The organism is Noviherbaspirillum sp. ST9, from assembly GCF_048799745.1.
Taxonomy (GTDB): Bacteria; Pseudomonadota; Gammaproteobacteria; order Burkholderiales; family Burkholderiaceae_D; genus Noviherbaspirillum.
On sequence record NZ_JBLWFR010000016.1, the window covers coordinates 1 to 26,314 of the forward strand.

The following is a 26,314-nucleotide window of genomic DNA, read 5'->3' on the forward strand; positions in this document are numbered from 1 at the left end:
GTGTATTTCGGCCCAATTGCATTGGGCCGATTTGATGAGCGCAAGGGCGGCGAGCGTGGTTACTTGAACCTGAAGGTGTAACCCATGTGATTGAACTTTTTTGTTACCTATGTGGTTGACTCCTACAGACCCTGGTCCGCAGCCCCTTCGGGGTTCCCGAAAAAATCCGGCACAAGGCGGGAAGCGCAAAAACTCGCCTTCGGCTCAGACATTTGCGCTTCTTTTTCCGCCTTGTGCCGGATTTTTTCGGCTGCGTACAAGGGTGAAGAGCGCACCCCATCCCCACCCTAGCCCTCCCCTTGAAGGGGAGGGAACTGAACATTTCTCCGGGCGCTGGCAAGTGACGCATTCCCTCCCCTTCAAGGGGAGGGCCAGGGTGGGGATGGGTTTGAAGTTCCCTTGTGCCGACGCCAAAAGAGCGCAGGAAAAATCGGATAAAGAAGCGCAGTTGTCTGAGCCGAAGGCGAGTTGCTGCGCTTCCCGATTTTTCCTGCGCTCTTTTGGGAACCCCGAAGGGGCGGCGGAACCAGGGTCGCCTTTTTGGCCTACCTTTTTGGCGAAGCAAAAAGGTAGGTGGCCCGCCGGGGCCAGTCCCGGCTAGCATCAACGGAGTGACCACAGATTCGGGCCACCGAAGAAAAAACTAACCCTCCAACTTAGAAGTAAGCGAAATCTCCGCCTTCAACAACTTCGACACCGGACACCCCACCTTCGCGTTATTCACCGCCGTATCAAACACATCCTGCCCTATCCCCGGCACCTTCGCCGCCAGGTTCAAATGAATCTTGGTAATCTCAAAACCCGAAGCCACCTTCTCCAGCGTCACTACAGCATCCGTCTTCAAACTCTCCGCCTTGAACCCCGCCTCCTCCAGCTGCAAGGACAAGGCCATGGTGAAGCATCCGGCATGCGCCGCCGCGATCAGCTCCTCGGGATTCGTCCCCGGCCCTTCCTCGAACCGCGACTGAAAACCGTAGCGTGAGTTCGACAGCACCCCGCTCTGCAGCGAGACCGTCCCGGTGCCATCCTTGAGTCCGCCGCTCCATGCGGCCGTTGCACTGCGTTTCATGCTTCTTCTCCTGTAAGTTAATGCCGCTTCTTCCTTCGCTTCGCGGGTGGCTTGACGTCAAGCGCCGCGGTCCAGAAATCCGTCACCTGCTTCATGCCTCGTGTCATCATCGCCGCACTCTGGCGCTTGCTTTCCGCCATGATCCGGCGGCGCGCGGAACCGGCGACCGCGTTGGCGCCGCTGAGCCACATGCTCATCACCGGATTTTTCTTCATCCAGGGATTTTTCATTGCATCCTTTCTCCGCGACACGGGTAAAGGACTTCGACAAGCTTTGTGCGAGACAGGTCAGGCCCCGGCGCGAAAACGCGCCGGGCTTTGCGGAACATCAATAGGACGGTGCTACCAGCTATCCATCCGGTCGCCCCAGCTGGTCATGTCGCGGGCGTAGAAGCGGTAGGTGTCGCCGGGCGTGTGTTGCGCCAGCCGCGCGAGGTCGAAAATGAACAGCGCGCGTCCGATACCACGACGGCGATAACCGCGATTACGCTTGGGCAAGATGGAATCGCGCCATGCGCCGAGATTGATGTAGGTGTAGTTGTTGCGCCCCTGACGCGGCTGCCGGAATTGCAGGTCCGCCTCCAGCGCGACATGGGTATGCCCTTCCACATGCAGGCGCAGGCCAAGCTCGCGATAGGACGGCTGGAAAGCGGGCAGGCCGGTCAGCGTGCGGGTCTTGATATCGGACTCCGGCTCCTGCACCTTCGCCATCAAGCGCATGAGCGTGATCTCCAGCCAGTACCAGCGGATCCGGCTGAGGACGCTCAGTACATGCAATCCGAACTTCGTGCCCCCATGCGCACTCTTCCAGGTTTCGTCGTGCGACATCCAGTCGACCAGGCTTTCACGGAAACAGCGCAGCACCTTGTCGTGCAGACCCTTTGCCTCCGGCGTGCGCCAGGCCAAACGGCGCGATTCTGCCAGCAGCCGGACCACCGCCGACACCGACGGTCGATACAGGTCCATTTCATCGAGCAGGTTGCAGATGCGCCCCGCACCGGGCATGTTCTTGTCGATGGTATCGGCCATCTTGCAGATGAAGCGCGACAGCATGCCCGCGGCAACCGTGTCGCCGAAACAGGGCTCGCTGAACGCGCGGTACTGCTCCTGTTGCCACACCTGCGGCTGCCAGCCGCGCGACAGCTTCCAGTTCGCGGTGGACCGGCTGTTGTCCCGGTCGCGCCACTGGCCATGCGTGGCGAGCAGGCGCAGGCCGGTGTCGGCAAAGTAGAACGGCATGCACGGGTACATGTCGTCCTTCGCGGTGCCCATCTGCGCCGCCACCCAGGCACGGTAGCTGTCACCGATGTCGAGCGCGGTCATGCCGAGGCATTCCTCGTAGAACAGCTGCCGCGCCGCCGGCACGACCTGCAATTCCTTGTCGTGGTTGCCGACGATGGGGATCACGGTGACCGCGATGCCGCGCGCGCGCAGGGAGGCAATGCTTTGCCGCATCCAGTAGAAGAATCCGGAATACGGCTGCTCGCTGCATTCCGGCCGCGCGCAGGCATGGATGGCGACGATGTCGCGCATGATGTCGAGGATGATCTCAGCAAAGCGGGGATCGTCGCGCTGCCATGGATAGATGCCTGCCTCGGCCCACTTGCTGGTGCGGATCAGGTCGACGATGTCGCCGTTGAGGATCAGCAGCAGCTCGTCGATGCGCTGCTCCGGCGGCGCCTGCGCCTTGTCGCCGGGATTGTGCACGGCGAACTCCATCTGCTCGAAAAAGAGCTGCCAGTCCGTCTCCGACGCCGTCTGGTTGCCGACCGTGCAGTCGGTGCAATGGATGTCGCTGATCAGCACGCACACACGGTTCTTGCTTGCCGTGCCGGCCGGCCACATGACCAGGCCGGGCGGGAGTTCGCGTTCAGCCATGGGCATGCTCCCGCAGGAAGGCGAACAGATGGGGGAAGACATCCTTCGCGACATCCTTGCCCATGAAAATATCCTGGTGGCCGTAACCGGGAACGAGATGCAGGCGATGGCGGCCGGGAACGATCTTTTCCAGCCGCTCATGGCAGCGGATGTTGGAATCGGCAAACACGCGGTTGTCCTGCCCCTGGACGAACAGGATGGGTGTGCGGATCTCGGCCGCATGGTCGAAGTAATTGTCGGGCAGCGCCGCATAGCGCGGATTGCCGGGCTCGAACTTCACGGCCGTATTGCCCGCCGCAACCATCTTGTGCACATGGCGGTAGTAGTGCACATCCACCCCGCCGAACAGGTCGCCGAGCCGGTCGTGGGTCACCTTCAGCATGTTCTCGTGGTTGAACAACGCCGGCCTGCCGGTGCCCCACATGAAGCTGAGCATGTGGCATTCCGGCGAGTCGCATTCCTGGTGCAGCAGGTCCGCGCCCATCGCGATCAGCTTGCCGACCGACCATCCGGGCTGGCGGCGCCAGCTCGGGTTGTAGTACTCGATGCCAAGCAGATAATCCGATGCCCACGGCCCCAGGGCGAGCTTGAGGCCGGACCACACCGGCACGTGTGGCGTGAGCGCGACGCTGTTCAGGATCACGCTAGAGACGCCCTGCACCGTCTTGCCAAACAGGCTCATGGCCATGGTCAGCGCGCCGACGCAATGGGCAATCACGTGGATGCGTCGATGCGGGCCGATGTGCCGGCGCAATTCCGCAATCGCGGCGGGATGGTCGAACAGGGCGATATCGTCGAAGTTGTAGCGGCTGCGCGCGAGGTTGTACGGGAAGCGGCAGCTGCCCCGGTAGTCGAGCGTCCAGACATCCGGGAATCCCTCGTCGAGCAGTGTCTGCACCAGGTTCCTGTGCTCCGGCATGATGAACATGTCGGACGAGCTCGTCAGCCCGTGGACGATGAGGACGACGTCGTCGCTCGCTGCACGCGAGAAGCGCGTGAGATTGAGCGTGAGTCCGTCCGCCGTGGAAAACGGATGCATGGAAATCGCAGCACCCTGCACGCCTTCAAGCGTGAATTTTGCGTAAGTCCGCTGCGGCTGGCTGGGTGCGGGCGGCAGATGCGGTCCGTAGACGTCCCACAGTTTTCCGGCAAAGAAGCGGCCGAAAGCGATCAGGCCCGCGAAGCTGGTGGCGCCATGCGCATCCTTCGCGCTCAGGCCGCGCAGCACCTGCATGAAGTCCAGCAGGCCGAGGCTGATGATGCCCGTTACCCATAACGCCGCCTGGGCCGGCTTTTCCGGATCGACGTGGCCGCGGTAGACATTGACGAACAAGGTGGTCGTGTCATGCCACAGGTCGAGCGGCGCCGTGTGCTGCACCTGCTTGTTGCCGACGAAGGTGAACTGCTCGCCGGATGGCGTGGTGCAGTACACCTGGTAGTACATGACCTTGCGGTCGCGGTCGGCAGTATTGGGCATCAGCCGGAAGGTGCCGGACTGCACCGGGCAGACGCCGCCGAGCAGCGGGCAATCGACATGCCCTTCAAGCGTGCCGGCGTGCCCTTCGGTGTGAAGGAAGGCGTGGAGGTCGGCAATGCGGACGGTGACATGCAGCGCAAGCGCGTGGCCGGCTTTTTCGCCGTCGGCGTAGCCGTCCGCGAAAGTGGTGGCTTCGGCGCTGACGTAGCCTTTCATGACTTCGGCGAATTCGATTTTTACGTCGCGTAGTTCGTCGGACATTCGCGTGCTCCCTGTGGATTGTTCTTTGCGCGCCATGCAGGCGGGCGCTTTCTTCTGATCTTTCGCATCCCCTCGCCCCGTCATTCCCGCGATCAGGCCCCCTCCCCTACAACCCCGAATCCGGCATCGCCCCCGTCATGTCATGCGCAATCCACTCCGACAACGCAGTAATCGTCGCCACCGGGTTCGCCCCAAGTGCCGTCGGCATCAACGACCCATCGGCTACGTACAGTCCCTGGTAGCCAAACACCTGCCCCCGGCTGCCGGCCTGCGCGCTGACCACGCCCTGCTCCGGCGTGTCGGCGATCGCACAGCCGCCGAGCGGATGGACGGTCACATTGTTCTTGATCGGCCACAGCCAGTTCGGCATCGGCAGGTAGTGCTTGCCGCCGATGAACTGTGTGAAGCGCTTCCCCAGCCGGATGATGGCGTCGTACAGGGTTTCGTTGCTGTCCTGCGGCCAGTCGATGTCGAGCCAGCCGTCCTTGTTCAGGCGCAGCACGCCCTTCGCGTTGTCGAGTCCCATGCACAGCAGGACTGCGCTGTACTGCGACAGGTCATGCGCAAACAGCTTCTGCACCATGTAGCCGACGCTGCTGTGCTTGCGCCCCGGATAGAACTTGTCGAAGGCATAGGCGAGCACCTGCTTGACGGTCGTGCAAATCATCGCGAACGGGCTCATCACCGGGCCGAGCGCGGCAGTCGCCCAGCCGACCTGGGTCGGATAGCTGGCGTCCTCCAGCAGGAAGGCTTGCTTGCGGTCGAAATCCTTGTACAGGTGGTGGTCGGTGTACTGCGTGATGACGGGACCGTAGGTGGAATTGACTTCCTTCGTGCCATCCACGGCAAAGGCGAGGAAGTCGCCGTTGCCCGAAAATTGCTGCCCCAGACGCGAGGAAATGCGTGGCAGCGTCTTGTGCACATTCCGGTTGCGCATCAGCAGTTCGTTGGTGCCGAGCGTTCCGGCGGACACGACGACGCGCTGTGTCGTGACGCTGACCGTCTCGCCCGTCGGCAGGTCGCGGAAATACACGCGGTAGCCGTGGAAGCCGTCGCCGTCGGGATCATCGGCATGACCGGCATCGAGCGGCACGATGCGCTCGACTTCGCACTGGGTGCGCACCGAGGTCTGGTAACGGTGGCGCGCCACATGGAGGTAATTGTGATCGACGGAATTCTTGGCCTGCACGTTGCAGCCGATATCGCATTCGCCGCAGTAGGTGCATGACGTTTGCAGCGCCCCGTAACGGTTGGCTTCCTGCACGCCGAGCGGCACCGGCTTGTCGCTGCCGCGATAGGTGTAATCGTTGCCGAAATAGACGCAGATGTCAGCCATCTTCGTGGGCAGTTCGGCCTGCCGGGCGAACTCCTGGAAGCGCTCGGTACGCCGGATGTAGCGCCGGTCATCCTCGCCGCTGGCCGGGGGCACCGGCCGCGCGCCGAGTACCTGCTGGGCAACGTCATAGTACGGCGCCAGCACCTCGCGCCTGAGTGCGGAGGGCCAGCCCTGCTCGAAGACCGCTGCCGGCGGCCGCAGGAAGACATTCGCGTAGATCTGGGAGCCGCCGCCGTAGACCGCAGATGTAACCGTATCGATCTTCTCGAAATGCCGGATGTCGAACATGCCGGTCAGGTGGCCGCGTTCGGCCTTGCGCTTGCGCACTGCGCGGGGGCGGCGCGCGGTATCGCCGTCGGGACACCAGACGTTGTCCGCCATGTCCGCGGGACTGCGCGGATAGGCGCCCAACGGATATTCCTTGCCCCGCTCGAGCACCAGGACCTTGCCCGGCCACTGGCGAGACAGGCGGGCCGACATCACCGCGCCGCCGAAGCCGCTACCGATGATGACGGCTTCATGTTGAAGAGTGGTGCTCATTGTGCCTCCCCCTTGCGGTTTGCCGAGAGGCACCGCGATTATTGAAGTTTTCGGATCATATTTGATTTCTGTTAAGAAATGTTAATTCTGTAACTGCATGTTTCAACGACGCAACTTGCTCAAACGCAGACTGCGTTAACGTATGCTGTTACGATAGAAGTTGTTTCTAATTTGTAACATTTACAAACAGGTGAGGGATGTTGTCCGCTTTTCGTTTCATGCGTGCCTGCTGGGTAATCTGCCTGCTGCTCCTCGCCTCGGCGAGCGGAGCTGCCGACCTCCAACTGGATGGCAAGCCGGATCCCAAACCGATCAATCTGACGCCCTACTGGTCCGTGCTGGAAGATGTGGACCAGGTGTGGAATATCGACCAGGTGAGCAGCGATGCATTCGCTCCACGCTTCAAGCAGCCTCGCCTGAAGAACGACTCCCTCAACTTCGGCCTGCGCCGCTCGGCCATCTGGCTGCGCATCACAATCGCCAACAAGTCGGACCGCGACCTGGACCGTCTGCTCGAAGTCCCCTTCACCCACCTGCACCACGTCGACTTCTATTCGCCGTCGGATTTCAGCTTCAACCGGATTTCGACCGGCCACTCGAAACCCTACGCGGAACGCGTGGTCAATCACCGGCACTTCGTCTTCCCGCTCCACATTCCCGCCGGCACGGAGATCACGTATTACCTGCGGGTCGCCACCGGCACCACCCTCGACATTCCTACCAAGCTGTGGGAACCGAAAGTCTTCGAGCAGGAAAGCCTGCATGAATACATCGGCCAGGCGCTCTACTTCGGCATGCTGCTGGCGCTGGGCCTCTACAACCTGCTGCTGTTCGCCTCGCTGCGCGACCGCACCTATCTTTACTATGTGATGTTCGTCGGCGCAAACGCGCTGTCGCTCATCGCCTTCAGCGGCGTCGGCTTCCAGTTCCTCTGGCCGGAATCGCCGCGCTGGTCGATGATTTCGTCGATGATCGGCTTCGCGCTCACCGGCCTGACCCTCATGCTCTTCCAGCGCCGCCTGCTTGCGACCGACGTGACCGTGCCGGTCCTCGACAAGGTGATGCGTGCGATGATCGCTTTCAACGTGCTGCAGATGATCGGATTCTGGGTGTTGCCGTACCACCAGATCATTGGTACCGGCATCACCCTCGACATGCTCAACATGCTGCTGGCGCTGGTCGTCGGTATCGTGTGCAAGATGCGCGGCCAGCGCAGCGCGCGCTTCTTCCTGCTCGCATTCAGCTGCCTCGTGCTCACTGCAGTGGTCACTGCCCTGCGCAGCTACGGCGTCAAGGGCATCCCCAATTTCCTGGCGGTATACGGCATCCAGATCGGCTCCGCGCTCGAAATGCTGCTGCTGTCGCTGGCGCTGGCGGACCGCTTCAACCAGATGAAACGGGAAAAGGAAAATGCCCAGCAGCAGCTGGTGGACAGCCTGAAGCGTTCGGAACGCATCCTCGAACAACGCGTCGCCGAGCGCACCACGGAACTGCTGCGCACCAACCGTGAACTGCGCGAGCACGAGAAGGCGCTGGAAGACGCAAAGGAAGTGGCCGAGGAAGCGTCGCGCATGAAGTCGGCCTTCCTGGCCAACATGAGCCACGAAATCCGCACACCGATGAACGCGGTGATCGGCATGGCTTACCTCGCGCTGCGCACGGACCTGACCGGCAAGCAGCGCGACTACGTCGAAAAGATCCATCGCGCGGCAGTCTCGCTGCTGGGCCTGATCAACGACATCCTGGATTTCTCGAAGATCGAGGCCGGCAAGCTGAGCATCGAAAGGACGGATTTTTCGCTGCACGAGGTGCTGGCCAACGTCAGCACCGTCACCAGCCAGCGCGCGGCGGAAAAGGGCTTGCGCTATGTGTTCGACGTCGCCGACGACGTGCCCGTCCACCTCAACGGCGACCCGCTGCGCCTCAGCCAGATCCTGATCAACCTGATCAGCAATGCGATCAAATTCACGCAGCAAGGCAAGGTGCAATTGCGCTGCCGCGTCGTGTCCAACGGCAGCGACGGCGTGGAACTGCGCTTTGACGTCGAAGACACCGGCATCGGCATGTCGCAGGAGCAGCAGGCCAAGCTGTTCCAGGCCTTCACCCAGGCCGATGATTCGACCACCCGCAAGTATGGCGGCACGGGCCTCGGCCTCGCCATCAGCCGGCGACTGGTGGAAATGATGGGAGGCGGCATCTCGCTGCAGAGCCAGGAGGGCGTGGGGTCGACCTTCACATTCGCCCTTCGCTTCGGCCTCGCCGCGCAGACCGCGGTGTCGTTGCCGAGCCTGCCGGAACGCCTGCTCGGATGCAGGGTGCTGGTAGTCGATGACAATCCCGCCGCGCGGGAAATCCTCACCCACCTGGTCGAGGGCTTCGGTCTACAGGTCAATGCCGCGTCCAACGCCGGCGATGCGCTGGTCGCCATTCGCAATGCCGACCTGGGCGTGCCCTACGACCTCGTCCTGGCCGATCTCGGCATGCCAGGCATGAACGGCGCGGAGCTGGCGACCGCCATCCAGAAGGCCGGTCTGGCGCACATTCCGAAAGTGATCCTGGTAACAGCGTTCGGGCGCGAGGATGTAATGCGGCAGGCGGAAAACGCGCCGATTGACGCGGTGCTGTTCAAGCCCATCGACCAGTCCCTGCTGCACGACACGTTTGTGAATGTGCTGGCCGCCAGCCCGGAGCCGGCGCGAGGTCTTCCTGGCCAGCAGCATCTGCCGCGCTTCGATGGTTGCCGCGTCCTGCTGGTGGAGGACAATGAAATCAACCAGCAGATCGCACGCGAAATGCTCACGGTAACCGGGGTGCAGGTGGAGATTGCCGGCAACGGCCGTATTGCGGTGGACAAGCTGCTCGCCGAAGGACCGGACGCCTTCAACCTGGTGCTGATGGACATCCAGATGCCCGAAATGGGCGGGCACGCGGCGACCCGCCGCATCCGCATGGATGAACGCTTTTCCGAGCTGCCCATCGTGGCAATGACCGCCCATGCCACGCCGGAAGAGCGCGACGCCTGCATGAAGAGCGGTATGCAGGACCACATCACGAAACCGATCAACCCTGAACACTTCTACCAGACGCTCATGCGCTGGCTGTCGCCGCTGAGCGTCGTGGAAATGGTGCCGGCGCCCGCACCTTCTGGCACCGGCGCTGTGCCCATCGATATTCCGGGATTCGATACGGCCGACACCCTGGACCGGCTGTCGGGCGATGTGGAGCTCTACCACCATGTCCTGGACATGCTCGTGCCCAGCTTGCAGACGTCGGTGGATCACTTCACGGCGGCCGTTGCCTCGTGCGACCATGCCGGGACCAAGTCTGCCGTTCATAGCATTCGCGGAATGGCAGCCAACGTCGGCGCGACCGAGCTGGCCGGATGCGCCACGGAACTCGAACAGCTCCTGGGCGAGCATTGCGAAAATCCCGAGCAGCTGGCGCGCTTCAAGGCGCTGACGGAGCAGACCATCAACCTCGTGCAGGCGGCGCTGGAGGAGCGGAAGGCGGCGGTGACGCCTTAGGATTCTTAGGGGTTCAATTGATCTGTGCTTGCGGGCACCTTCCCTTCAATGACTGAAATTCCCCTTCCCCGTCATTCCCGCGAAGGCGGGAATCCATGGTGAGGCTGCTCGTACTACCTGCCTATGGATTCCCGCCTTCGCGGGAATGACGGGGAGGTTTTAGCGATAAATCGAACATGGTTGCCCGCCCTCCAACCCACGCGCAACTAGTCGACCATCAATGACTGGTCCCCGCCGAGCGGGTGATCTTGTTGAACACGTTGTACTTGCCCGACGGCTTGCGCATCGGCAGGCGCTTCACTTCCTTGAGCGTCTGCGCGTCGTACACCACCAGCTCGCCTTCGTTCTCCCAGATGCTCACCAGCGCATACTTGCCATCGCGGCTGAACTCGGTATGCGCCGCGACCTTGCCCGGGCTCGGGCGCAGCTGCGCGACCACTTCGAGCGTCTTCTTGTCCAGGATCTGGATCACGTCCCGATCCTTCGTGCCGTTGAACACGTCGACCCAGGCATAGGGCGTATTCTCATGGCTGCGCATGAAGAATCCCGGCCCCAGCGTTTTCACCTGTTTCACGGTTTTCCAGGTCTTCATGTCGATGACCGTGACCAGGCCATCCTTCAGGTTGGGCGAAGCCATCACCGGCCGGCCGTCGAGCTCCCATGAAATACCGGAACCGAGATGCGGCATGCCCGGCAGTTCGATATCGGTGATCTTGCGGCGGATGTTCAGGTTGACGACTTGCCCCTTCCCTTCACGCGAGGAGCCGATCAGATGGTCGTAGCGGGCGTCGAAAAAGAAATCATCCAGGTAATCCTCCAGCACGATGCGGCGCACCGGGAACGGGCCCTTTACCGCAACACCCTCGCCCATCTTGTAGTCGTGGACCATGCCGTTGTACACCGGCTCCGCCTTGTCGTCGTACGTCAGTTCCCAGACTTCCGGAATATCCTTCAACGCGGCAACGAAACTCTTGCGCGGCGCGGCATCGTACACCGCCGAGACGCGCGAACTCTTTCCCTTGTCGTCCTTGACGTCGATGATCCTGATCGGCTGCAGATCCTTCGCATCAAGCGCCACCAGCGTGTGCGGCAGGTAGTTGGCGACCATCACGAAGCGCCCGTCGCTCGATACCGCGAGGTTGCGCGTATTGATGCCGGCACGGATTTCCGCCACCAGCGCGAGGTTCCAGATGTCGTATTTGGCAATCCAGCCGTCACGTGAGGCGAAGTAGACATAGCGTCCCTCCGGCGAAAACTTCGGGCCACCGTGCAGCGCATAGCGCGTCGGGAAGCGGGTGATCGGTTCCAGCTTGTCGCCGTCCAGGATGGTGGCGTGGTGGTCACCCAGCTCGACCACGACGAACAGGTTCATCGGGTCGGCCTTGAACACCGGCTTGTCGCCGAGGCTGGCCGCGGCGCGGTGCTCGATGCGCGACGCGCGCATTTCGGCCATGCCCCATGTGGGCATGGTCGGCAGCGGCGTGTAGACCAGGTCGACCAGGGATTTGATCTCTTCCTCGTTCAGCTTGTCCTTGAAGCCGGGCATCTGCGTGGCGATCCGTCCGTCGGCGATCGTCGAAAGCGCCGCGGGCTTGCGCAGGCGCTCGAGATTCCCCGGCAGCAGTGCCGGCCCGGTTCCGCCAAGGCGATCCGCGCCGTGGCATGCGGCGCAGTGGGTGCGATACAGGGCGTCGGCATCGGCACTCCATGCCTTGCCCATTTGAAGGGATAGGGCCGCCGCTGCCGCGGTCAGGACGATGCGCCAGATCATGATGCCCTCGCGGTCCGGATCTTGAAGTAGGGCTTGAGCTGCACCCGCTCGCGTTCGCCCGTCAGGCCGAGCTCGTCATCGTGGAGATAGCATGCGGGATCTTCCTGCCATGGATCGCCGGTGAGCTGCATCGCGCGCACGCGCGTGTTGCCGCCACAGACGTCGAAATAACTGCACTCGCCGCAGCGGCCCTTGATGGTGCGCGGCGATGCCTTCAGGCCGGCCATCAGCGGATCGGACGTGTCACTCCAGATCTCGGAAAACTTCCGGTCGCGCACATTGCCAATCGTGTAGTTCCACCAGAACGTATCCGGGTGCACGTTGCCCAGGTTGTCGATATTGGCAACATTGACGCCGGAAGAATTGCCGCCCCACTGCGCCAGCTTGGCGCGCAGGTGCGCTTCCTTCTCCGGCATGTGTCGGCGCACCCAGTGCAGCAGGAAGACGCCGTCGGCATCGTTGTTGCCGGTCACGAATTCCTTTTCCACACCGCGCTGCAGGTCGTTCCAGCAGGTGTCGAACAGCAGATTCATCGCATTGCGCGTCGTTTCGAGGAAGGCATCCCTGCCGCGGTTGGTATTGCCGCGTCCCGCATAGTTGAGATGCGAGAGGTAGAACTTGTGAATGCCTTCGTCGTCGACCAATTTCAGCAGCCCCGGCAGATCGCGCGCATTGTCTTGCGTCAGCGTGAAGCGCACGCCGACCTTGATGCCCCTGTCGCGGCACAGGCGCACGCCTTCCAGCGAGGCATCGAACGCGCCTTCCTTGCGCCGGAAAGCATCGTGCGTGGCGCGGATGCCGTCGAGGCTGATGCCGACGTAATCGAAGCCGATTTCGGCGATGCGGTCGATATTGGATGCATCGACGAGCGTGCCGTTGCTGGACAGGCCGACGTAGAAGCCCATCTGTTTCGCGCGCCGGGCGACGTCGAAGATGTCCGGGCGCAGCAGCGGTTCGCCGCCCGACAGGATCAGCACCGGGACACGGTAGGCGCGCAGGTCGTCCATCACCTTGAACACTTCTTCCGTGTTCAGTTCGCCTTCGTAGTCATGGTCGGCGGAAATCGAGTAGCAGTGCTTGCATGTCAGGTTGCAGCGGCGGATCAGGTTCCAGATAACGACCGGGCCGGGCGGATTGCGTTTCGGGCCGAGGGGCGTCGGTTCAGCGATTTCGCGCATGTATTGGCTGATGCGGAACATGGTTTTTTCCTTCTAGGATTTGGTCTTGGCCAGCCGCAGGCCGGTCTTCTTCAGGATGCGCGTGCTGTACAGCACGTCATGGCCGCGCACGTGCTCGCCAAGCAAGGCGGCGATCTGTGCGACTTTCGCTTCTACCTCGTCGCGCGTGCGTCCGTGCACCATCGCGAACAGGTTGTAGTTCCATTGCGGCGGGCGACGCGGACGGCGGTAGCAGTGGCTCACGCAATCGAGCCGTCCGACGCGCTCGCCGAGTTCGTCGATGTGTTCGTCGGGCACATCCCAGACCGACATGCCGTTGGCGACGTAGCCGATGGCGTAATGGTTCGGCACCACGCCGATACGGCGGATTAGTCCCCGGTCGAGCATGGCGTTCATGCGGGCCATCACTTCGTCCGGCTTGATGCCGACCTGCTCGGCGATCGCATGGTAGGGACGCGCAACCAGCGGCAGGCCCTGCTGCGTGGCGACGATGATGGCGCGGTCGATGTCGTCGGTAGGAGTCATCAGACAGTCAGCTTTAGTTCAACGAAATATTCACGCGACTTCGGGAAGTTGTAGACCTTGCAGCCCGTGTCGCGCTCGATGCGTTCGATGGCACGGTCGATGCCGTCCGGTGTTTCCGCCGCCACCACGAACCACATGTTCAGGTCGTGGGTGCGCTCGTAGTTGTGCGCCACTTCGGGAAACGCATTGACGGTCGCCGCGATGCGCTCGTAGTCCTCCGCCGGCGCGCTCAAGGCGGCGAGCGTGAAGGCGCCGCCCATGCGTTCGATCTGGAACAGCGGTCCGATACGGGTGAGCGTGCCGTTGCCGAGGAGAGCCGACAGGCGCTGGAGCAATTCCTCCTCGCCAATGCCCAGCGTCTGCGCCGCCGCGAGATAAGGGCGCTCGCATACCGGCAGACCGCCTTGCAGCGAATTGATGATGCGGCGGTCGATGTCATCCATGGCGCGTCTCCGGCATGCTTGCATAGTGCGCGCCGCGTTGCTTGAAGCGGCGGCAGCTGAACAGGACATGGCGCGGCCAGGCATCGAGCCCGCATTCCGCGGAGAGCGCGTCGATCCGCGCCTGCACGTCTTCCCTGTCCTTGCCGTGGATCATGCAGAACAGGTTGTAGGGCCAGTCGGGCAGGCGGCGATCCCGGCGATAGCACAGCGTGGCGCGGCCGCTTTCGGCGATGCGGCGTCCTGCCTCTGACACCTCGTGGTCCGGCACGTTCCAGACGGTCATGGCATTCGCGGTGTAGCCCAGCTCATGGTGACGCACGATGACGCCCATGCGTTTGAGCAGGCCGTCGTCGAGCCAGCGTCCGATCAGATCAATCGCATCCTTTTCGGACAGACCAAGACAGGAGAACGGCCGCTCGACAATGGGCAGCCCTTCCTGCAACACAGCAACGACGCGTTGCTCGGTCTCGTCCAGGGTGACGGGCGGGCAGCGCACCACGCGGGAAGGACGCACGCCCTTGCCGGCATCGTAGGCGGCGAAGTCGAATCCAAGGTCGATGTGGTATTCCTCGACCATTGGCAGCACCAGCACCGGGCCGGATTCGCACACTTCCTCGATTTCCGCGAACACGGCATTGAGCCGTTCCACGGACGGCGCAGCGGCCACGAACCACAGGTTGTAGCGATGCTCGCGTTCATAGTTGTGGTTGACTTCGGCGAATGCGCTGACGAAGCTCGCCACGCACTCGAGCCGTTCCGGCGCAACCGCCAGCGCTGCGAGTGCGCTCGCACCGATCACATTGGGACGGAACACGGCGCCGATGCGGCTGATCGCGCCGTTGTCGCGGAGGGTCCGCAGTCGCTCGATGACCAGCGATTCATCGACACCGAGCTTGTCGGCCATGGCGGCGAAGGGCCGCGGCTGCAGGGGAAAATCGCGCTGGAAGCCGTTCAGGAGTTCCAGGTCGAGTGGGGATTGGATGGAGACGCGGGCGGCGTTCATGCGGACCTCAGAATCCGGTTCGCGCTGCGCGCGAAGTGAAGAAGATGCCACTCGGTGCCTCGGCTTTCAGTTCCACCTTGCGGACAAACGACGACGTGTCGTACACCACCACCCGGTTGTCGTCGCGCGCCGAGATCCAGACAGCCTCGCCGCGCGGCGTGAATTCCATGTGCAGGACGGTCTTGCCCGGCTCCAGGCGCTTGACGACGCGTCGCGCTTCGGCATCGATGACGTCCACGTGGGAATTGTCGGGGAAGGCGAAGTTGACCCAGATCTGGCGGCCGTCAGGACGCGCCATGACGAACACCGGCTGGCCGCCGACCGGAATGCGCCCGGCTTCCTTCCAGGTTTCCATGTCGAGCATCAGCACCTCATTGCGTCCGATGGCTGGCAGGTAGGCAAAGCGCCCCGCCACTGCCCAGCCACGCAGGTGCGGCATCTTGTACACCGGCATTTTCTCGGTGCCCTTGCCGTAACCATCGAGCACGCGCTTGACGCCGCGCTCCGGATACCACAGGTCGAGCATGGCCAGTCCGTCTTCGCCAAACAGTCCGGCGAGGTAATAGCGGCCGTTCGGTGTGACGAGGCCGTCATAGGGTTCGCGCCCGATATTGCGGAATTTGTCGACCTTCGGCGAACGCGGGTCGGTCACGTCGGCGACCCAGATCTCGCCGGCTTCGAACAAGCTCCAGACGAAGCGGTTGCCAGGCGCATCGGCCAGGCCGACCACCTTCGCACGCGCGCCCTGCTCGCCGTAGGTAGCAGGGATATCGGCAACCATTTCCAGCGTATCGGCATTGAAGATCTTGACGCCACCCGGCGTGTAGTTCTGCGCAGCGACCCAGCGGCCATCCTGAGAAATGGCACCGCCGATGCTGTTGCCGGCCTGGATGACGCGGTTCACGATCGCGCCCTTGAGCAGGTCCACTTTCGTGAGGCCACCGTCGCGTCCGAAGACATAGGCATAGCGGCCGTCGCGCGAATACACCAGCGAGGCATGGGACAAGTCGCCCAGGCCTTCGACGCGTGAGATCGCCTTCTGGCCGGACGTTTCCACCACCTGCACACTGCCGCTGGCGCGCTCGATCACAACGCCGAGGTCGCCCGTGCCGCGCAGCGGTTCACTCGCGCAGCCCGCGAGCACCAGGGATATTGCCGCCATCAAGCATTTAGCGCTCACCGGGAAATCCTTTCTGCAAATTGTCGACGATCCACGCGGCTTCCTGCTCGTTGACGAAGCGGTTCCACGGCGGCATCGGGGTGCCGGGACGGCCGCCCATGATGGTCGCGATCAGCGACTCGGCGGGCTTGTCGCGCAAGGTTTCGGGGAGCAGTGCCGGTCCGAGGCCGCCCTTGAGCGTCAGACCATGGCAGGAGCCGCAGTCCTGGCGCACGAGGCGGATCAGTTCAGCGCGGCGAGCGGGATCGGGGGAATAAGGTGCGGCATCGGATGCCGCGAAGGTGTTCAGGTGCAGGAGTGCGCAGGCAAGGAAAAGCAGGCCCTTGCCCAGGTAATAAACCGGGGGAAGCAGTCTTCCGGATCCGAGTAATGCAGGGTTCATGCTGCTGCTCCTGTTTTCGGCAGTCCGCAAGCGCCGGCAGCGGGCGCTTGCGGCATCTCCGCGCGCTGAACGCGGAGATGCGCCGTACATCAATAAACGTCGTGCTGCGTGTTGTTGACGTTGAACTTGCCGGTCGGCGTAATCAGCTTCGGATCCTTGATCACGGTCTTCAGCTTGCGGGTCTTGTCATCCACGACCACGACAGCCGAGACCTTGTCCTTGGCGTTCCACACCGAGAACCAGACTTCGTCGCCAGCCTTGTTGTACTCGGGCTGCACGACACGCTTGGCGCCTTCGCCCAAATTGGCCCACTCGGCGATCGGCAGTACTTCAAAGCCCTTGTCGAGGTTGTTGATGTCATACACGGCCACCGACTGGCTGACCTTGGCATCCGGGTGCAGCGGCGTGTCGACCCACAGGTTCTTCGACTTCGGATGGGTCTTGATGAACAGCGAACCGCCGCCCTGGCCCTTCAAGGTGGCAACAACCTTCCAGGCCTGTGCCTTGTTCTTGACGGGGTCGGTGCCGATCAGCGAGATCGTTTCGTCGCCGAGGTGGCTGGTCGCCCATACCGGACCGAACTTCGGATGCTTGAAGTTGGCGCCGCGTCCCGGGTGCGGCGTCTTGCCCACATCCACGATCGAGGCCAGCTTGCCTTCCTTGGTGTCCACGACCGCGATCTTGTTGGAGGCGTTGGCGGCCACCATGAAGTAGCGTCCGGTCGAATCGAAACCGCCGTCATGCAGGAACTTGGCAGCATCCAGCGTCGTCGTCTTCAGGTTGTTGATGTCCCTGTAGTTGACGAGGTAGATCTTGCCGGTTTCCTTGGCATTGATGACGAATTCCGGGTTGTAGTGCGACGCAACGATGGAGGCGACGCGCGGTTCCGGATGGTACTCGTTGTCGACGGTCATGCCGCGGGTGGACACGATCTTCAGCGGCTTGAGCGTCTCGCCTTCCATCAGCACGAACTGCGGCGGCCAGTAGGAGCCGGCAACGGCATACTTGTCTTCGAAGCCCTTGTACTTGGAGGTTTCCACCGAGCGTGCTTCGAGGCCGATCTTGATTTCAGCGACGTTGTCCGGCTTTTCCATCCAGAGGTCGATCAGGTTGATGCGCGCATCGCGGCCGATCACGTACAGGTAGCGTCCCGATGCGGAAATGCGCGAGATGTGCACCGCATAGCCGGTCTTGACGATGTTGATGATCTTCTTGGTATCGCCGTCGATCAGCGCCACTTCGCCGGAGTCCCGCAGCGTGGTGGAAAAGATGTTGGCGATGTTGTAGTTGTTCATCTTCTTGGTCGGGCGCTTGGCGACCGGGACGATGTCCTTCCACGAGGCTTCCATTTCCTTGATGCCGAATTCCGGCGGCGTCGGCGGCTCCTGCTGGATGTAGCGGGCCATCATGTCGACTTCCTGCTCGGAAAGGTCACCGGAGGTCTGCCAGTTCGGCATGCCCGCGGGCGAGCCGTAGGCGATGAAGACTTTCAGGTAATCCGTGCCCTTGGCGAGCGTGATGTCCGGCGTCAGCGGTTTGCCGGTCGCGCCCTTGCGCAGCACCCCGTGGCAGCCTGCGCAACGCTCGAAGTAGATCTGCTTGGCGCGGTCGAACTCCGCCTTGGTCATCGGCGGCGCCTTCGGGTTGATGTTCTGGTGCATTTCCTCATTGGCGAGCGGCGACGCGCCGGCCTGGTACTTCACTTCCGGCCCGGCATGAGGTGTCTTGTCTGGCGAGACCTGCGCAACAGCAACAGCAAACGGCAGAGCTGCCAGTATTGCCGCCAGGGGGCGAACAACCTGCTTCTTCAGCTTCATGTTGATTCTCCTTCTAGAAGGATGTTGGACTACCACAAGAGAAACAGCTTCATAAGAAACCGTTTACTGCGCCGAATGATGAAATGTACATGCGGCGATTCAGGCTGTCCGACACTTTGCGCTCGGTCAATTTCCATTTCCTTAATATCCATCAATTTTTTTCGGACTCGCGGGGAATACATTGATGTCGATCCGACGTGCGTCGGATGCGCAATGGAATTCATTGATAAGGAGCCCCCACCATGTCACCCTTTCCGCCCGTGCGCGCCGGGCAAGGCCAGGCAGGCCAATGCCCCGGAAAAGTGTTTCTCGTCGGCGCCGGCCCGGGAGATCCGGACCTGCTGACCGTACGCGCGGCGCGCCTTCTCGGGTCCGCGGACGTGATCGTGTACGACCACCTGGTAGGGACAGGCATCGTGGCGCTGTTCGCCAAGGATGCGGAGCGCATTTACGCGGGGAAACAGAATCGGCGACACACGATGGCACAGGGCGATATCAACGACCTGCTGGTGCGTCTGGCCAAACAGGGAAGGAATGTGGTGCGGCTCAAGGGCGGCGACCCCTTCATCTTTGGCCGGGGCGGAGAAGAACTGGAAACCCTGGCCGCGCACGGCGTTCCGTTTGAAGTGGTGCCTGGCGTGACGGCCGCCAGTGGAGTCTCCTGCTACACCGGCATTCCCCTTACGCACCGCGACTACGCCCAGTCCTGCATCTTTACCACCGGACACCTGAAGGACGGCACGCTCGATCTGGACTGGGACATGCTGGCACGTCCGCGCCAGACCGTGGTGATCTACATGGGTTTGAACGCGCTGCCGGAAATCGCGCGGCAGCTGATTGCACATGGACAATCGCGTGACATACCGGCCGCCGTTGTCGAAAAAGGGACGACGGCACAGCAGCGCGTGGTGACCGGTACGCTGACCGCGATGCCGGACCTGGTGGCAGCATTGGGCCTGCAATCGCCCTGCCTGATCATCATCGGCGAAGTCACGGCACTGCACCGGAAGCTGCAGTGGTTCAACACCGTGGCCGGCAACGTGGAGACGGCGGAAGTCTTCTGCTGAGGAGCGCTCTTACCGCTCCCCCGTCAACTGCACATAGAGGTTCGGCAGCACCTTGGGCAAGGTCTGCGCGTCACGCACGACCACAAAGCCATTGGCACCGAACAGATGCGGCAGGTACTCCCCCGCCTTGTCGTCGATGGTCACGCAGAACGGTGTGAGACCCAGCCGACGCGCCTCCTGCACCGCCATGCGCGTATCCTCGATGCCGTACCGTCCTTCGTACTTGTCCAGGTCGTTCGGCTTGCCGTCGGTGAGGATGAGCAGCAGCTTGCGCGCGGTGCGCTGCTTCGACAGGATGGCCGCCGAATGCCGGATCGCCGCGCCCATGCGGGTGTAGAAGCCGGGCTTGAGCGCCGCGAGCCTTCCGCGCACCTCGCCGCCGTAGCGCTCGTCGAATCCCTTGAGCAGGTGGTAGCGCACGTTCTCGCGCCGCACCGACGAAAATCCATACAGCGCGAACCGGTCGCCGGTCGCACCCAGCGCTTCACCGAACAGCATCATGCTGTCGCGGATCACGTCGATGACGCGCGCCGAATTGCTTACCCAGGCATCGGTGGACAGCGACAGGTCGGCCAGCAAGAGGCACGACAGGTCGCGCTGCTGCTTGCGGCTGTCGATGTAGAGGCCGGGTTCGGAGGTCGGCACGCCGCTCGCCTTCTCCGCGGCGTAACGCACGCAGGCGTCCAGGTCGAGGTCGCTGCCGTTGGCCTGCGCGCGCAGGCGGGCACGCTGCGAGGTCAGCGCCTGGAACTGGCTGCGCAGCCGGCGCGCGGCGGGACGCAATTCCACCGGAAGGTCGCAGGCTTGCGCGTCACGCGAAAGCAGCATCTGCAGGCGGCAATGCGCAGGCTGCATCTGCTGCTTGCGGTAATGCCATTCTGGCAGGAGGATGCCGTCGGCCAGCACGAGGTCGTCATCCGCCTCTGCCGGCAGGTCGAGGTCGAAGCGGATGCGGCTGGCCGTCGTCTTGCCATCGTTGGCAACGCTCATGACGTCGAGGTCGTTGGCGGCCTTTACCGCATCGTCGTTGTCGTCTTCTTCGAGCGAGCGATTGACCTTCACGTATTCAGCCCAGGTGAACAGGCTTTCGGCGCGGAACAGCAGGACGAAGGGGTTGTCCGCCTTCGGCATATCGACGTTCTCGGCGGCGCGCTTGCGGGCTTCCTCGTCCTTGTTGACCTTGCCGCCCTCGGGCTGCTGGGGTTCGCCCTGCCCTGCCTTGCGGGCTTCGCCTGACGGCTGCGGCGGATCGGGGTGGAGCCAGAGCGGCACCGGGAACGGTGGCTTGGTCCCCGGCGTGAATGCGGTTACCGATCCGGGCTGCAACAGTGCATCGCGAATCGTCTGCTCCGCTTTGGCGTCCGCTGCGGGCAGCTTGGCCGGGTCCATGCGCCTTGCCATTTCCGCCTCGAGCAGACGGCGATAGCGGGACTGCATGCCGGGCAAGGCTTCCAGCGTGGCGCGTGCCGCTTCCTGGTTGCGCACGATCCAGTCCGCGTCCGGCGCGACGTCATGCGCCGCCAGCGCGATCAGCCAGAGATAGAGCTCGCGGTTGAGCGCCTGCTCGGGGTAGAGGTCGATCGAGGCTGGCAGGTGCAGCGTGGCGTCGTCGGTCCATGCCAGCTCGGTTTTTTCGCCAATGCCGGCCACCCGCTCCATCCAGCTGCGCCGCGCGCCGTGTGCCGTTGCCGTTCCCGACCGGATGTTGAGCCCGGCATCACCGCCGAGCGCGCGGAAGAAGATGGGCGCAAGCTTTTCGATATCCTTCAGCTCCACGCGCGCCTTCGGGAAGCCGCGGTAGGCGGTGCGCGTAATCAGCTTGTCCCACAAGCCGCCGACGAATTCTTCCATGGCTATTCCTTCTTGCCGGATTGCACCGGCGTAATCTTGATGGTGCGTGCTTCACGCATATTGAACGCGGCCTCCGACTCCGCACGCACATCGTGCACCCAATTCAGCAGTGAGCCCTTGGGATTGTCCGCCTGGGTATGGTCGCAGGCATCGACGCACTGGCCGCACTGCACGCAGGCGAACATCATGCGCTTGACGTTGCGCGGATTGAGGCGCATCGGGCACACATGGTCGCAGGCGGAGAAACAGGTCGAGCAATCCTTCGCCTGTTCGCGCTTGAAGCCAACCACCATGGCCTTGTCGTTGCTCATCCACGCCAGGCTCTGGAAGAAACCGACGGCGCAGGCATAGCGGCAGAACAGGTGGCGCGCGAACATGAACTCGACGAAGAACGCGAGCGATGCCACGCCGATGAAGATGGACTGGTTGCGCGTCAGTGTGCCATTCCAGATGTTGCCGTAGATTTCCACAGGCGGCAGCAGGTAGGTCAACAGCACGACTGCCCACAACACCGAGCAGGCGATCACGAGCGGAATCACCGCGAACCACCAGATGGCATCATGCGGCGTCTCGCTGCCGTCTGGATTGCGCGTGGGAATGCGCTTGGCGTCCCAGATGCTCTGCTTGCCGATGGCGCGGCGCAGGGTCTGGTTGATGGTTTCCACCACCGAGAAATGCGGACAAAGCCAGCCGCAGTACAGCCGGCCCCATTTCCAGCTCACGTAGATCAACGTGCCGCCGACCGCGAGCAGCGGCAGGAATCCGCGCAGCACGATATTGATCGAGGCCTGTACGGCGGTAGCACGCCCGGCCAGGAAGTCATCAAGCCCGAGCGTCCAGTCAAGTCCGAAGAAAATGAAATGCTTGACGTTCAGGTCCAGCCGGAAGATGTCGAATACCGGTGCCAGGATGAACAACAGGAAGAAGCCTGCTTGTGTCAGTTGCCGCCAGCGCTGCACGCGCAGCCCCAGCCAGCCGGTCGCATGGCCGCCTGTCGCCGGCGCCACGACGGGACCGGTTGCGGCGCTCTGCATGGGCTTTACCATTGATGGCTCCCGATGAGGGGATAGATATAGGGTTTTCCTGCCATCGCGCGCGACAGCCCGACGATGCCGAGCAAGGCCAGCACCGCGTGACAGCAGGTGAAATAGAGGATCAGCACGACCCAGGTGGCCGGCTTGTGCAGGCCACCCATGACCAGGATGGTGGCGGTGACCGCCATCAGCAATGCGCCTGCCCAAAGACTGGCGACGATGGTCTGCTTCAGGTGGCAGCGCGCCAGGTCGCTCGGGCTGCCTTTATGACGATGCGCCAGCCACAGCAAAGCGGCAAAGGACAGCCCCGGCAGCAGCAGCAGGTTCAGGAGGTAGAGCGCTTCGGCCTGCACGGCCACTGGCGCATGCGGGTCCTCATCCATCATTTTCCGAACGTGGCCTTGATGACTTCGAGCAGCGCCGCGGCGGTGTCGGCATCGTCGGTCAGCGGCTCGACCAGTGCCGCCTCGCAGGCGTCCACCGGATCGCAGCCCGCGTGCATCAGGCTGGCGGCGTACACCAGCAGGCGCGTGGACACGGCCTCTTCCAGGTCATGGTCCTTCAACTGGCGGAAGTGGCCGGCCAGCGTGACGAGCTGCGTGGCGCGCATGGCTTCGATGCCGGTCTCGGCGATCACGATCTTCTGTTCCATCGCCGCAGGCGGGAAACCGAAGTTGATCGCAACGAAACGCTGGCGCGTCGACGGTTTCAGGCTTTTCAGCAGGTTCTGGTAGCCGGGGTTGTATGACACCACCAGCATGAAGTCGTCAGGCGCCAGCAGTTCCTCGCCAGTGCGCTCGATCGGCAGGATGCGGCGGTCGTCGGTCAGCGGGTGCAGCACGACGGTCGTGTCCTTGCGCGCCTCGACCACTTCGTCGAGGTAGCAGATGCCGCCCTGGCGCACCGCGCGGGTCAACGGGCCGTCGGACCAGACCGTCTGGCCGTCACCGATCAGGTGGCGTCCGACGAGGTCGGCGGCGGTCAGGTCATCGTGGCAGGCGACGGTGATGAGCGGCCGTGCGAGGCGTGCCGCCATGTGGGCGACGAAGCGCGTCTTGCCGCAGCCGGTCGGGCCCTTGATGAGGAGCGGGAGGCGGTTGCGGAACGCGTATTCGAACAGCGCGCATTCGTTGCCGATCGGCTGGTAATAAGGGATATCGAGGGTGGCCATCAGTCCGGGTGCAGTGAGGTCGTTCATCTATTCCTCCATACTAATTCTGTGAAATGTGGAATGCAAAGGCGATCAGGCCGACCACCGTGAGCAGCCAGCCGAGCACCGTGATGCGCCAGAGGATGGGCGCATGGCGCAGGCCCATGAAGGCGTCGATCACGATGCGGCCCTTGAGCAGGGTTGCCAGCAGCACCGGGACGAGCACGGCGAGGCCCGACAGGTGTGTCTCGGCGAGCCCGGTGCTGAGGCCGGTCAGGGCCAGCAGGATCAGCCATGCGCGCATCGATGCAGTGTTTGTCATGATGTCAGTGCAGTATGTAAATCAGCGGGAACAGCACGATCCACACGAGGTCGACCATGTGCCAGTACGCCGCGCCGGTTTCCACGCCGGCGTGGTCTTCGGGGCTGTAGCCGCCGCGCCGCGCCTTCAGTGCAACGGCGGCAAGGATCACCATGCCGAGCACCACGTGCATGAAGTGGAAGAAACCAAGAAACAGGTAAAACATGTAGAAGGTATTGGTCGACATCGAAATGCCGGCGGATACCTTGACGCCGAATTCGGCAAGTTTCAGCACGAGGAAAGCGCCGCCGCAGCCCATTGCCGCCATGAGCCAGCGCGCACATCCCGTACCGCCTTGTTGGCCGCCGCGCCGGATTGCATCGACGGCACGCACGACAAAGAAGCTGCTGGTGATCAGCAGCACGGTATTGATTGCGCCGCTGGTGCGGTCCAGTTCGAGTTGCGACGCGTTGAAGAGTTCGACGTGGTTGGCCCGGGTAAAGGCGTACACCACGAAAAAGACGCCGAACACCAGCAGTTCGGCGAGGATAAAGCACCACATCGCGAGATCGCCGCGCAGCTGGCGATCGTCCTGATGAGGCACAAAGGGAGACAGTGTGGTGGTCACGGCTGTTTTCCGAATCCGCCCGGCCGAAGCCGGGCGGTTGGTCAACTTGAAGGTCAGGCGGCTGCCTTGTCCTTGCCCTTGATGAAGAAGCTGGCAATGTAGAGCACGATGCCGACGAGGAACACGACACCGGCCACTTCACGCATCCAGTAGAACAGGGCCACCTGGTCCTGCGCCACCATGAACGGCATCGGGGTTGCCGACACGCGCTGCAGCCAGACTTGCAGGATGCCCGCAGCGGTCAGGAACAGGGTGATGAACACCATGGAGATGGTCATCAGCCAGAACGACCACATTTCCACGATCTGCGCCTTGTTGCTGTTGGCCGGACGGCCGCGCATCAGAGGCATGGTGTAGCTGATCATGGTCAGCGTGACCATCGCATACGCACCGTAGAACGCCATGTGGCCGTGCGCTGCCGTGATCTGGCTGCCGTGGGTGTAGTAGTTCACCGGTGCCAGGGTGTGCAGGAAGCCCCACACGCCTGCGCCGAGGAAGGCCATCACGCCGGTGCCCAGTGCCCACAGGACGGCTGCCTTGTTCGGATGTTCACGACGGCGGCGGTTCACCATGTTGAATGCAAAGACGGTCATCATGAAGAACGGAATCGGTTCCAGGGCGGAGAACACGCTGCCCCACCATTGCCAGTATTCCGGTGCGCCGATCCAGTAGTAGTGGTGGCCGGTACCGATGATGCCGGTGATGAGCGCCATGGCGATGATCACGTACAGCCACTTCTCGATTACTTCACGGTCAACGCCGGTCACCTTGATGAGCACGAAGGCCAGCATCGAACCCATGATCAGTTCCCACACGCCTTCCACCCAGAGGTGCACGACCCACCACCAGTAGTACTTGTCCTTGACGATGTTGGCCGGGTTGTAGAAGGAGAACAGGAAGAAGATCGCCAGGCCCCACAGACCGACCAGCATGACCAGGTTGATGCTGGTCTTGCGGCCGCGCAGGATGGTCATCGAGATGTTGTACAGGAAGACCAGTGCAACGATCACGATGCCGACCTTGGTGGGCAGCGGCTGTTCCAGGAACTCGCGGCCCATGGTCGCCAGCAGGTCATTGCCGGTGTATTCGGCAAGCTTGGCGTACGGGACGGCGAGGTAGCCGACGATGGTTGCCGCGCCGGCGATCAGGAAGACCCAGAAGGTCGCCAGTGCCAGCTTCGGGCTGTGCAGTTCACGCTCCGATTCTTCGGGAACGAGGTAGTACGCCGCACCCATGAAGCCGAACAGCAGCCACACGATGAGCAGGTTGGTGTGGACCATGCGGGCCACGTTGAACGGAATCGCCGGGAACAGGAAGTCCCCCACGACATACTGCAGCCCCATGATCAGGCCGAACAGAATCTGCCCGAAGAAGAGGCCGATCGCCGCGATGAAATAAGGCTTCGCGACCGCCTGTGATTTGAATTGCATTGTTTTCTCCGCTTGTTGCTTTGAATTGGATTAACCCTCGATATTCGGCGGCCACTTGCTGGTGTTGACCTCGGAGGTGAACTTCAGGAAGTTCACGAGATCGTCCAGCTGCTGGTCGTTCAGGTGGAACTGCGGCATCTGGCGGCGGCCCGGGGTGCCGGTCGGCTGGATCTTCATCCACGTCTTGATGAAGTCACCGCCGCGGCGGGTGTACACGTTGGCAAGCTCGGGAGCGAAGTACGCGCCCTCACCCATCAGCGTATGGCAGCCGATGCAGTTGCGCGTCTCCCAGATGTGCTTGCCGCGGGCAACTGACTCGGTCAGGTTCTCGCGGTTGTCACGCTTGGGCAGCGTCTGCATGGTGTCGAAGGTCATTGCCACGAATAGCAGGAAGAAAAACACCGCGCCGCCATAGAAGATATTCCTGGCTGCGGATTTGGTGAAAGAGGCGCTCATGTCAGGGGATTCCT

Annotated in this window: 23 protein-coding genes; 2 read left to right on the forward strand and 21 right to left on the reverse strand. The window is 62.6% G+C overall.

Features of this window, described 5'->3' with window-relative positions:
* Nucleotides 1–643 precede the first annotated feature (643 nt).
* From ACNOHI_RS23990 to ACNOHI_RS24010, 5 genes are all read right to left on the reverse strand, one after another.
* Entirely contained in the window at nucleotides 644–1,069 is a 426-nt protein-coding gene (locus tag ACNOHI_RS23990) for an OsmC family protein (RefSeq protein WP_420477248.1), read from the reverse strand.
* Nucleotides 1,070–1,086: 17 nt separating this feature from the next.
* Entirely contained in the window at nucleotides 1,087–1,299 is a 213-nt protein-coding gene (locus ACNOHI_RS23995) for a hypothetical protein (protein WP_420477249.1), read from the reverse strand.
* 111 nt (nucleotides 1,300–1,410) lie between these two features.
* Nucleotides 1,411–2,946, reverse strand: coding sequence for a hypothetical protein (locus ACNOHI_RS24000; RefSeq protein WP_420477250.1), 1,536 nt, complete (start codon nucleotides 2,944–2,946; stop codon nucleotides 1,411–1,413).
* A complete protein-coding gene (locus ACNOHI_RS24005) occupies nucleotides 2,939–4,684 on the reverse strand; it encodes an alpha/beta fold hydrolase (RefSeq protein ID WP_420477251.1) in 1,746 nt (581 codons plus the stop codon). Before ACNOHI_RS24005 ends, ACNOHI_RS24000 begins: the two co-directional genes overlap by 8 nt.
* A 106-nt stretch (nucleotides 4,685–4,790) precedes the next feature.
* Nucleotides 4,791–6,560 carry a GMC family oxidoreductase N-terminal domain-containing protein gene (locus ACNOHI_RS24010; protein WP_420477252.1) on the reverse strand — a complete coding sequence of 590 codons (1,770 nt, stop codon included), beginning with the start codon at nucleotides 6,558–6,560 and terminating at the stop codon, nucleotides 4,791–4,793.
* Between the two features lie 197 nt (nucleotides 6,561–6,757).
* Between ACNOHI_RS24010 and ACNOHI_RS24015 the strand changes: the two genes are divergently transcribed.
* Nucleotides 6,758–10,084: a 7TM diverse intracellular signaling domain-containing protein gene (locus ACNOHI_RS24015; RefSeq protein ID WP_420477253.1), complete on the forward strand. Its 3,327-nt coding sequence runs from the start codon at nucleotides 6,758–6,760 to the stop codon at nucleotides 10,082–10,084.
* Between the two features lie 217 nt (nucleotides 10,085–10,301).
* On the opposite strand, the gene ACNOHI_RS24020 is transcribed toward ACNOHI_RS24015, so the two are convergent.
* From ACNOHI_RS24020 to ACNOHI_RS24055, 8 genes are all read right to left on the reverse strand, one after another.
* Nucleotides 10,302–11,855, reverse strand: coding sequence for a cytochrome D1 domain-containing protein (locus tag ACNOHI_RS24020; RefSeq protein ID WP_420477254.1), 1,554 nt, complete (start codon nucleotides 11,853–11,855; stop codon nucleotides 10,302–10,304).
* A complete protein-coding gene (gene nirJ / locus ACNOHI_RS24025) occupies nucleotides 11,852–13,054 on the reverse strand; it encodes a heme d1 biosynthesis radical SAM protein NirJ (RefSeq protein WP_420477255.1) in 1,203 nt (400 codons plus the stop codon). The genes ACNOHI_RS24020 and nirJ overlap by 4 nt, the downstream gene beginning before the upstream one ends.
* Before the next feature lie 12 nt (nucleotides 13,055–13,066).
* A complete protein-coding gene (locus ACNOHI_RS24030; RefSeq protein ID WP_420477256.1) occupies nucleotides 13,067–13,558 on the reverse strand; it encodes an AsnC family transcriptional regulator in 492 nt (163 codons plus the stop codon).
* Nucleotides 13,558–14,001: an Lrp/AsnC family transcriptional regulator gene (locus tag ACNOHI_RS24035; protein WP_420477257.1), complete on the reverse strand. Its 444-nt coding sequence runs from the start codon at nucleotides 13,999–14,001 to the stop codon at nucleotides 13,558–13,560. Before ACNOHI_RS24035 ends, ACNOHI_RS24030 begins: the two co-directional genes overlap by 1 nt.
* Complete coding sequence (locus ACNOHI_RS24040) at nucleotides 13,994–15,004, reverse strand: Lrp/AsnC family transcriptional regulator (protein ID WP_420477258.1); 1,011 nt, start codon at nucleotides 15,002–15,004, stop codon at nucleotides 13,994–13,996. Before ACNOHI_RS24040 ends, ACNOHI_RS24035 begins: the two co-directional genes overlap by 8 nt.
* A gap of 7 nt (nucleotides 15,005–15,011) precedes the next feature.
* The gene (locus ACNOHI_RS24045; RefSeq protein ID WP_420477290.1) at nucleotides 15,012–16,166 is read right to left on the reverse strand and encodes a cytochrome D1 domain-containing protein; all 1,155 of its coding nucleotides are present in this window, start codon (nucleotides 16,164–16,166) and stop codon (nucleotides 15,012–15,014) included.
* Between the two features lie 7 nt (nucleotides 16,167–16,173).
* Entirely contained in the window at nucleotides 16,174–16,566 is a 393-nt protein-coding gene (locus ACNOHI_RS24050; RefSeq protein WP_420477259.1) for a c-type cytochrome, read from the reverse strand.
* Nucleotides 16,567–16,655: 89 nt separating this feature from the next.
* Entirely contained in the window at nucleotides 16,656–18,383 is a 1,728-nt protein-coding gene (locus tag ACNOHI_RS24055) for a cytochrome D1 domain-containing protein (RefSeq protein WP_420477260.1), read from the reverse strand.
* Nucleotides 18,384–18,625: 242 nt separating this feature from the next.
* Between ACNOHI_RS24055 and cobA the strand changes: the two genes are divergently transcribed.
* Nucleotides 18,626–19,450, forward strand: coding sequence for a uroporphyrinogen-III C-methyltransferase (gene cobA / locus ACNOHI_RS24060; protein WP_420477261.1), 825 nt, complete (start codon nucleotides 18,626–18,628; stop codon nucleotides 19,448–19,450).
* 9 nt (nucleotides 19,451–19,459) lie between these two features.
* Here the strand turns inward: cobA and ACNOHI_RS24065 are convergent, their stop codons facing one another.
* Genes ACNOHI_RS24065 through ACNOHI_RS24100 form a run of 8 tightly spaced genes read right to left on the reverse strand, consistent with a single transcriptional unit; the run spans nucleotide 19,460 to nucleotide 26,300 of the window.
* A complete protein-coding gene (locus ACNOHI_RS24065) occupies nucleotides 19,460–21,301 on the reverse strand; it encodes a nitric oxide reductase activation protein NorD (RefSeq protein WP_420477262.1) in 1,842 nt (613 codons plus the stop codon).
* Between the two features lie 2 nt (nucleotides 21,302–21,303).
* Complete coding sequence (locus ACNOHI_RS24070; protein ID WP_420477263.1) at nucleotides 21,304–22,347, reverse strand: 4Fe-4S binding protein; 1,044 nt, start codon at nucleotides 22,345–22,347, stop codon at nucleotides 21,304–21,306.
* A complete protein-coding gene (locus tag ACNOHI_RS24075; protein WP_420477264.1) occupies nucleotides 22,341–22,721 on the reverse strand; it encodes a hypothetical protein in 381 nt (126 codons plus the stop codon). The genes ACNOHI_RS24070 and ACNOHI_RS24075 overlap by 7 nt, the downstream gene beginning before the upstream one ends.
* The gene (locus ACNOHI_RS24080) at nucleotides 22,718–23,506 is read right to left on the reverse strand and encodes a CbbQ/NirQ/NorQ/GpvN family protein (RefSeq protein ID WP_420477291.1); all 789 of its coding nucleotides are present in this window, start codon (nucleotides 23,504–23,506) and stop codon (nucleotides 22,718–22,720) included. The genes ACNOHI_RS24075 and ACNOHI_RS24080 overlap by 4 nt, the downstream gene beginning before the upstream one ends.
* Nucleotides 23,507–23,546: 40 nt before the next feature.
* Nucleotides 23,547–23,807 (reverse strand): cytochrome C oxidase subunit IV family protein, encoded by a 261-nt coding sequence (locus tag ACNOHI_RS24085; RefSeq protein WP_420477265.1) that lies wholly within the window; start codon nucleotides 23,805–23,807, stop codon nucleotides 23,547–23,549.
* A 4-nt stretch (nucleotides 23,808–23,811) separates the two neighbouring features.
* Nucleotides 23,812–24,414 (reverse strand): cytochrome c oxidase subunit 3 family protein, encoded by a 603-nt coding sequence (locus ACNOHI_RS24090; RefSeq protein ID WP_420477266.1) that lies wholly within the window; start codon nucleotides 24,412–24,414, stop codon nucleotides 23,812–23,814.
* Nucleotides 24,415–24,467: 53 nt separating this feature from the next.
* Complete coding sequence (locus tag ACNOHI_RS24095) at nucleotides 24,468–25,844, reverse strand: cbb3-type cytochrome c oxidase subunit I (protein WP_420477267.1); 1,377 nt, start codon at nucleotides 25,842–25,844, stop codon at nucleotides 24,468–24,470.
* A 30-nt stretch (nucleotides 25,845–25,874) separates the two neighbouring features.
* Nucleotides 25,875–26,300 carry a c-type cytochrome gene (locus tag ACNOHI_RS24100; protein WP_420477268.1) on the reverse strand — a complete coding sequence of 142 codons (426 nt, stop codon included), beginning with the start codon at nucleotides 26,298–26,300 and terminating at the stop codon, nucleotides 25,875–25,877.
* Nucleotides 26,301–26,314: the final 14 nt, after the last annotated feature.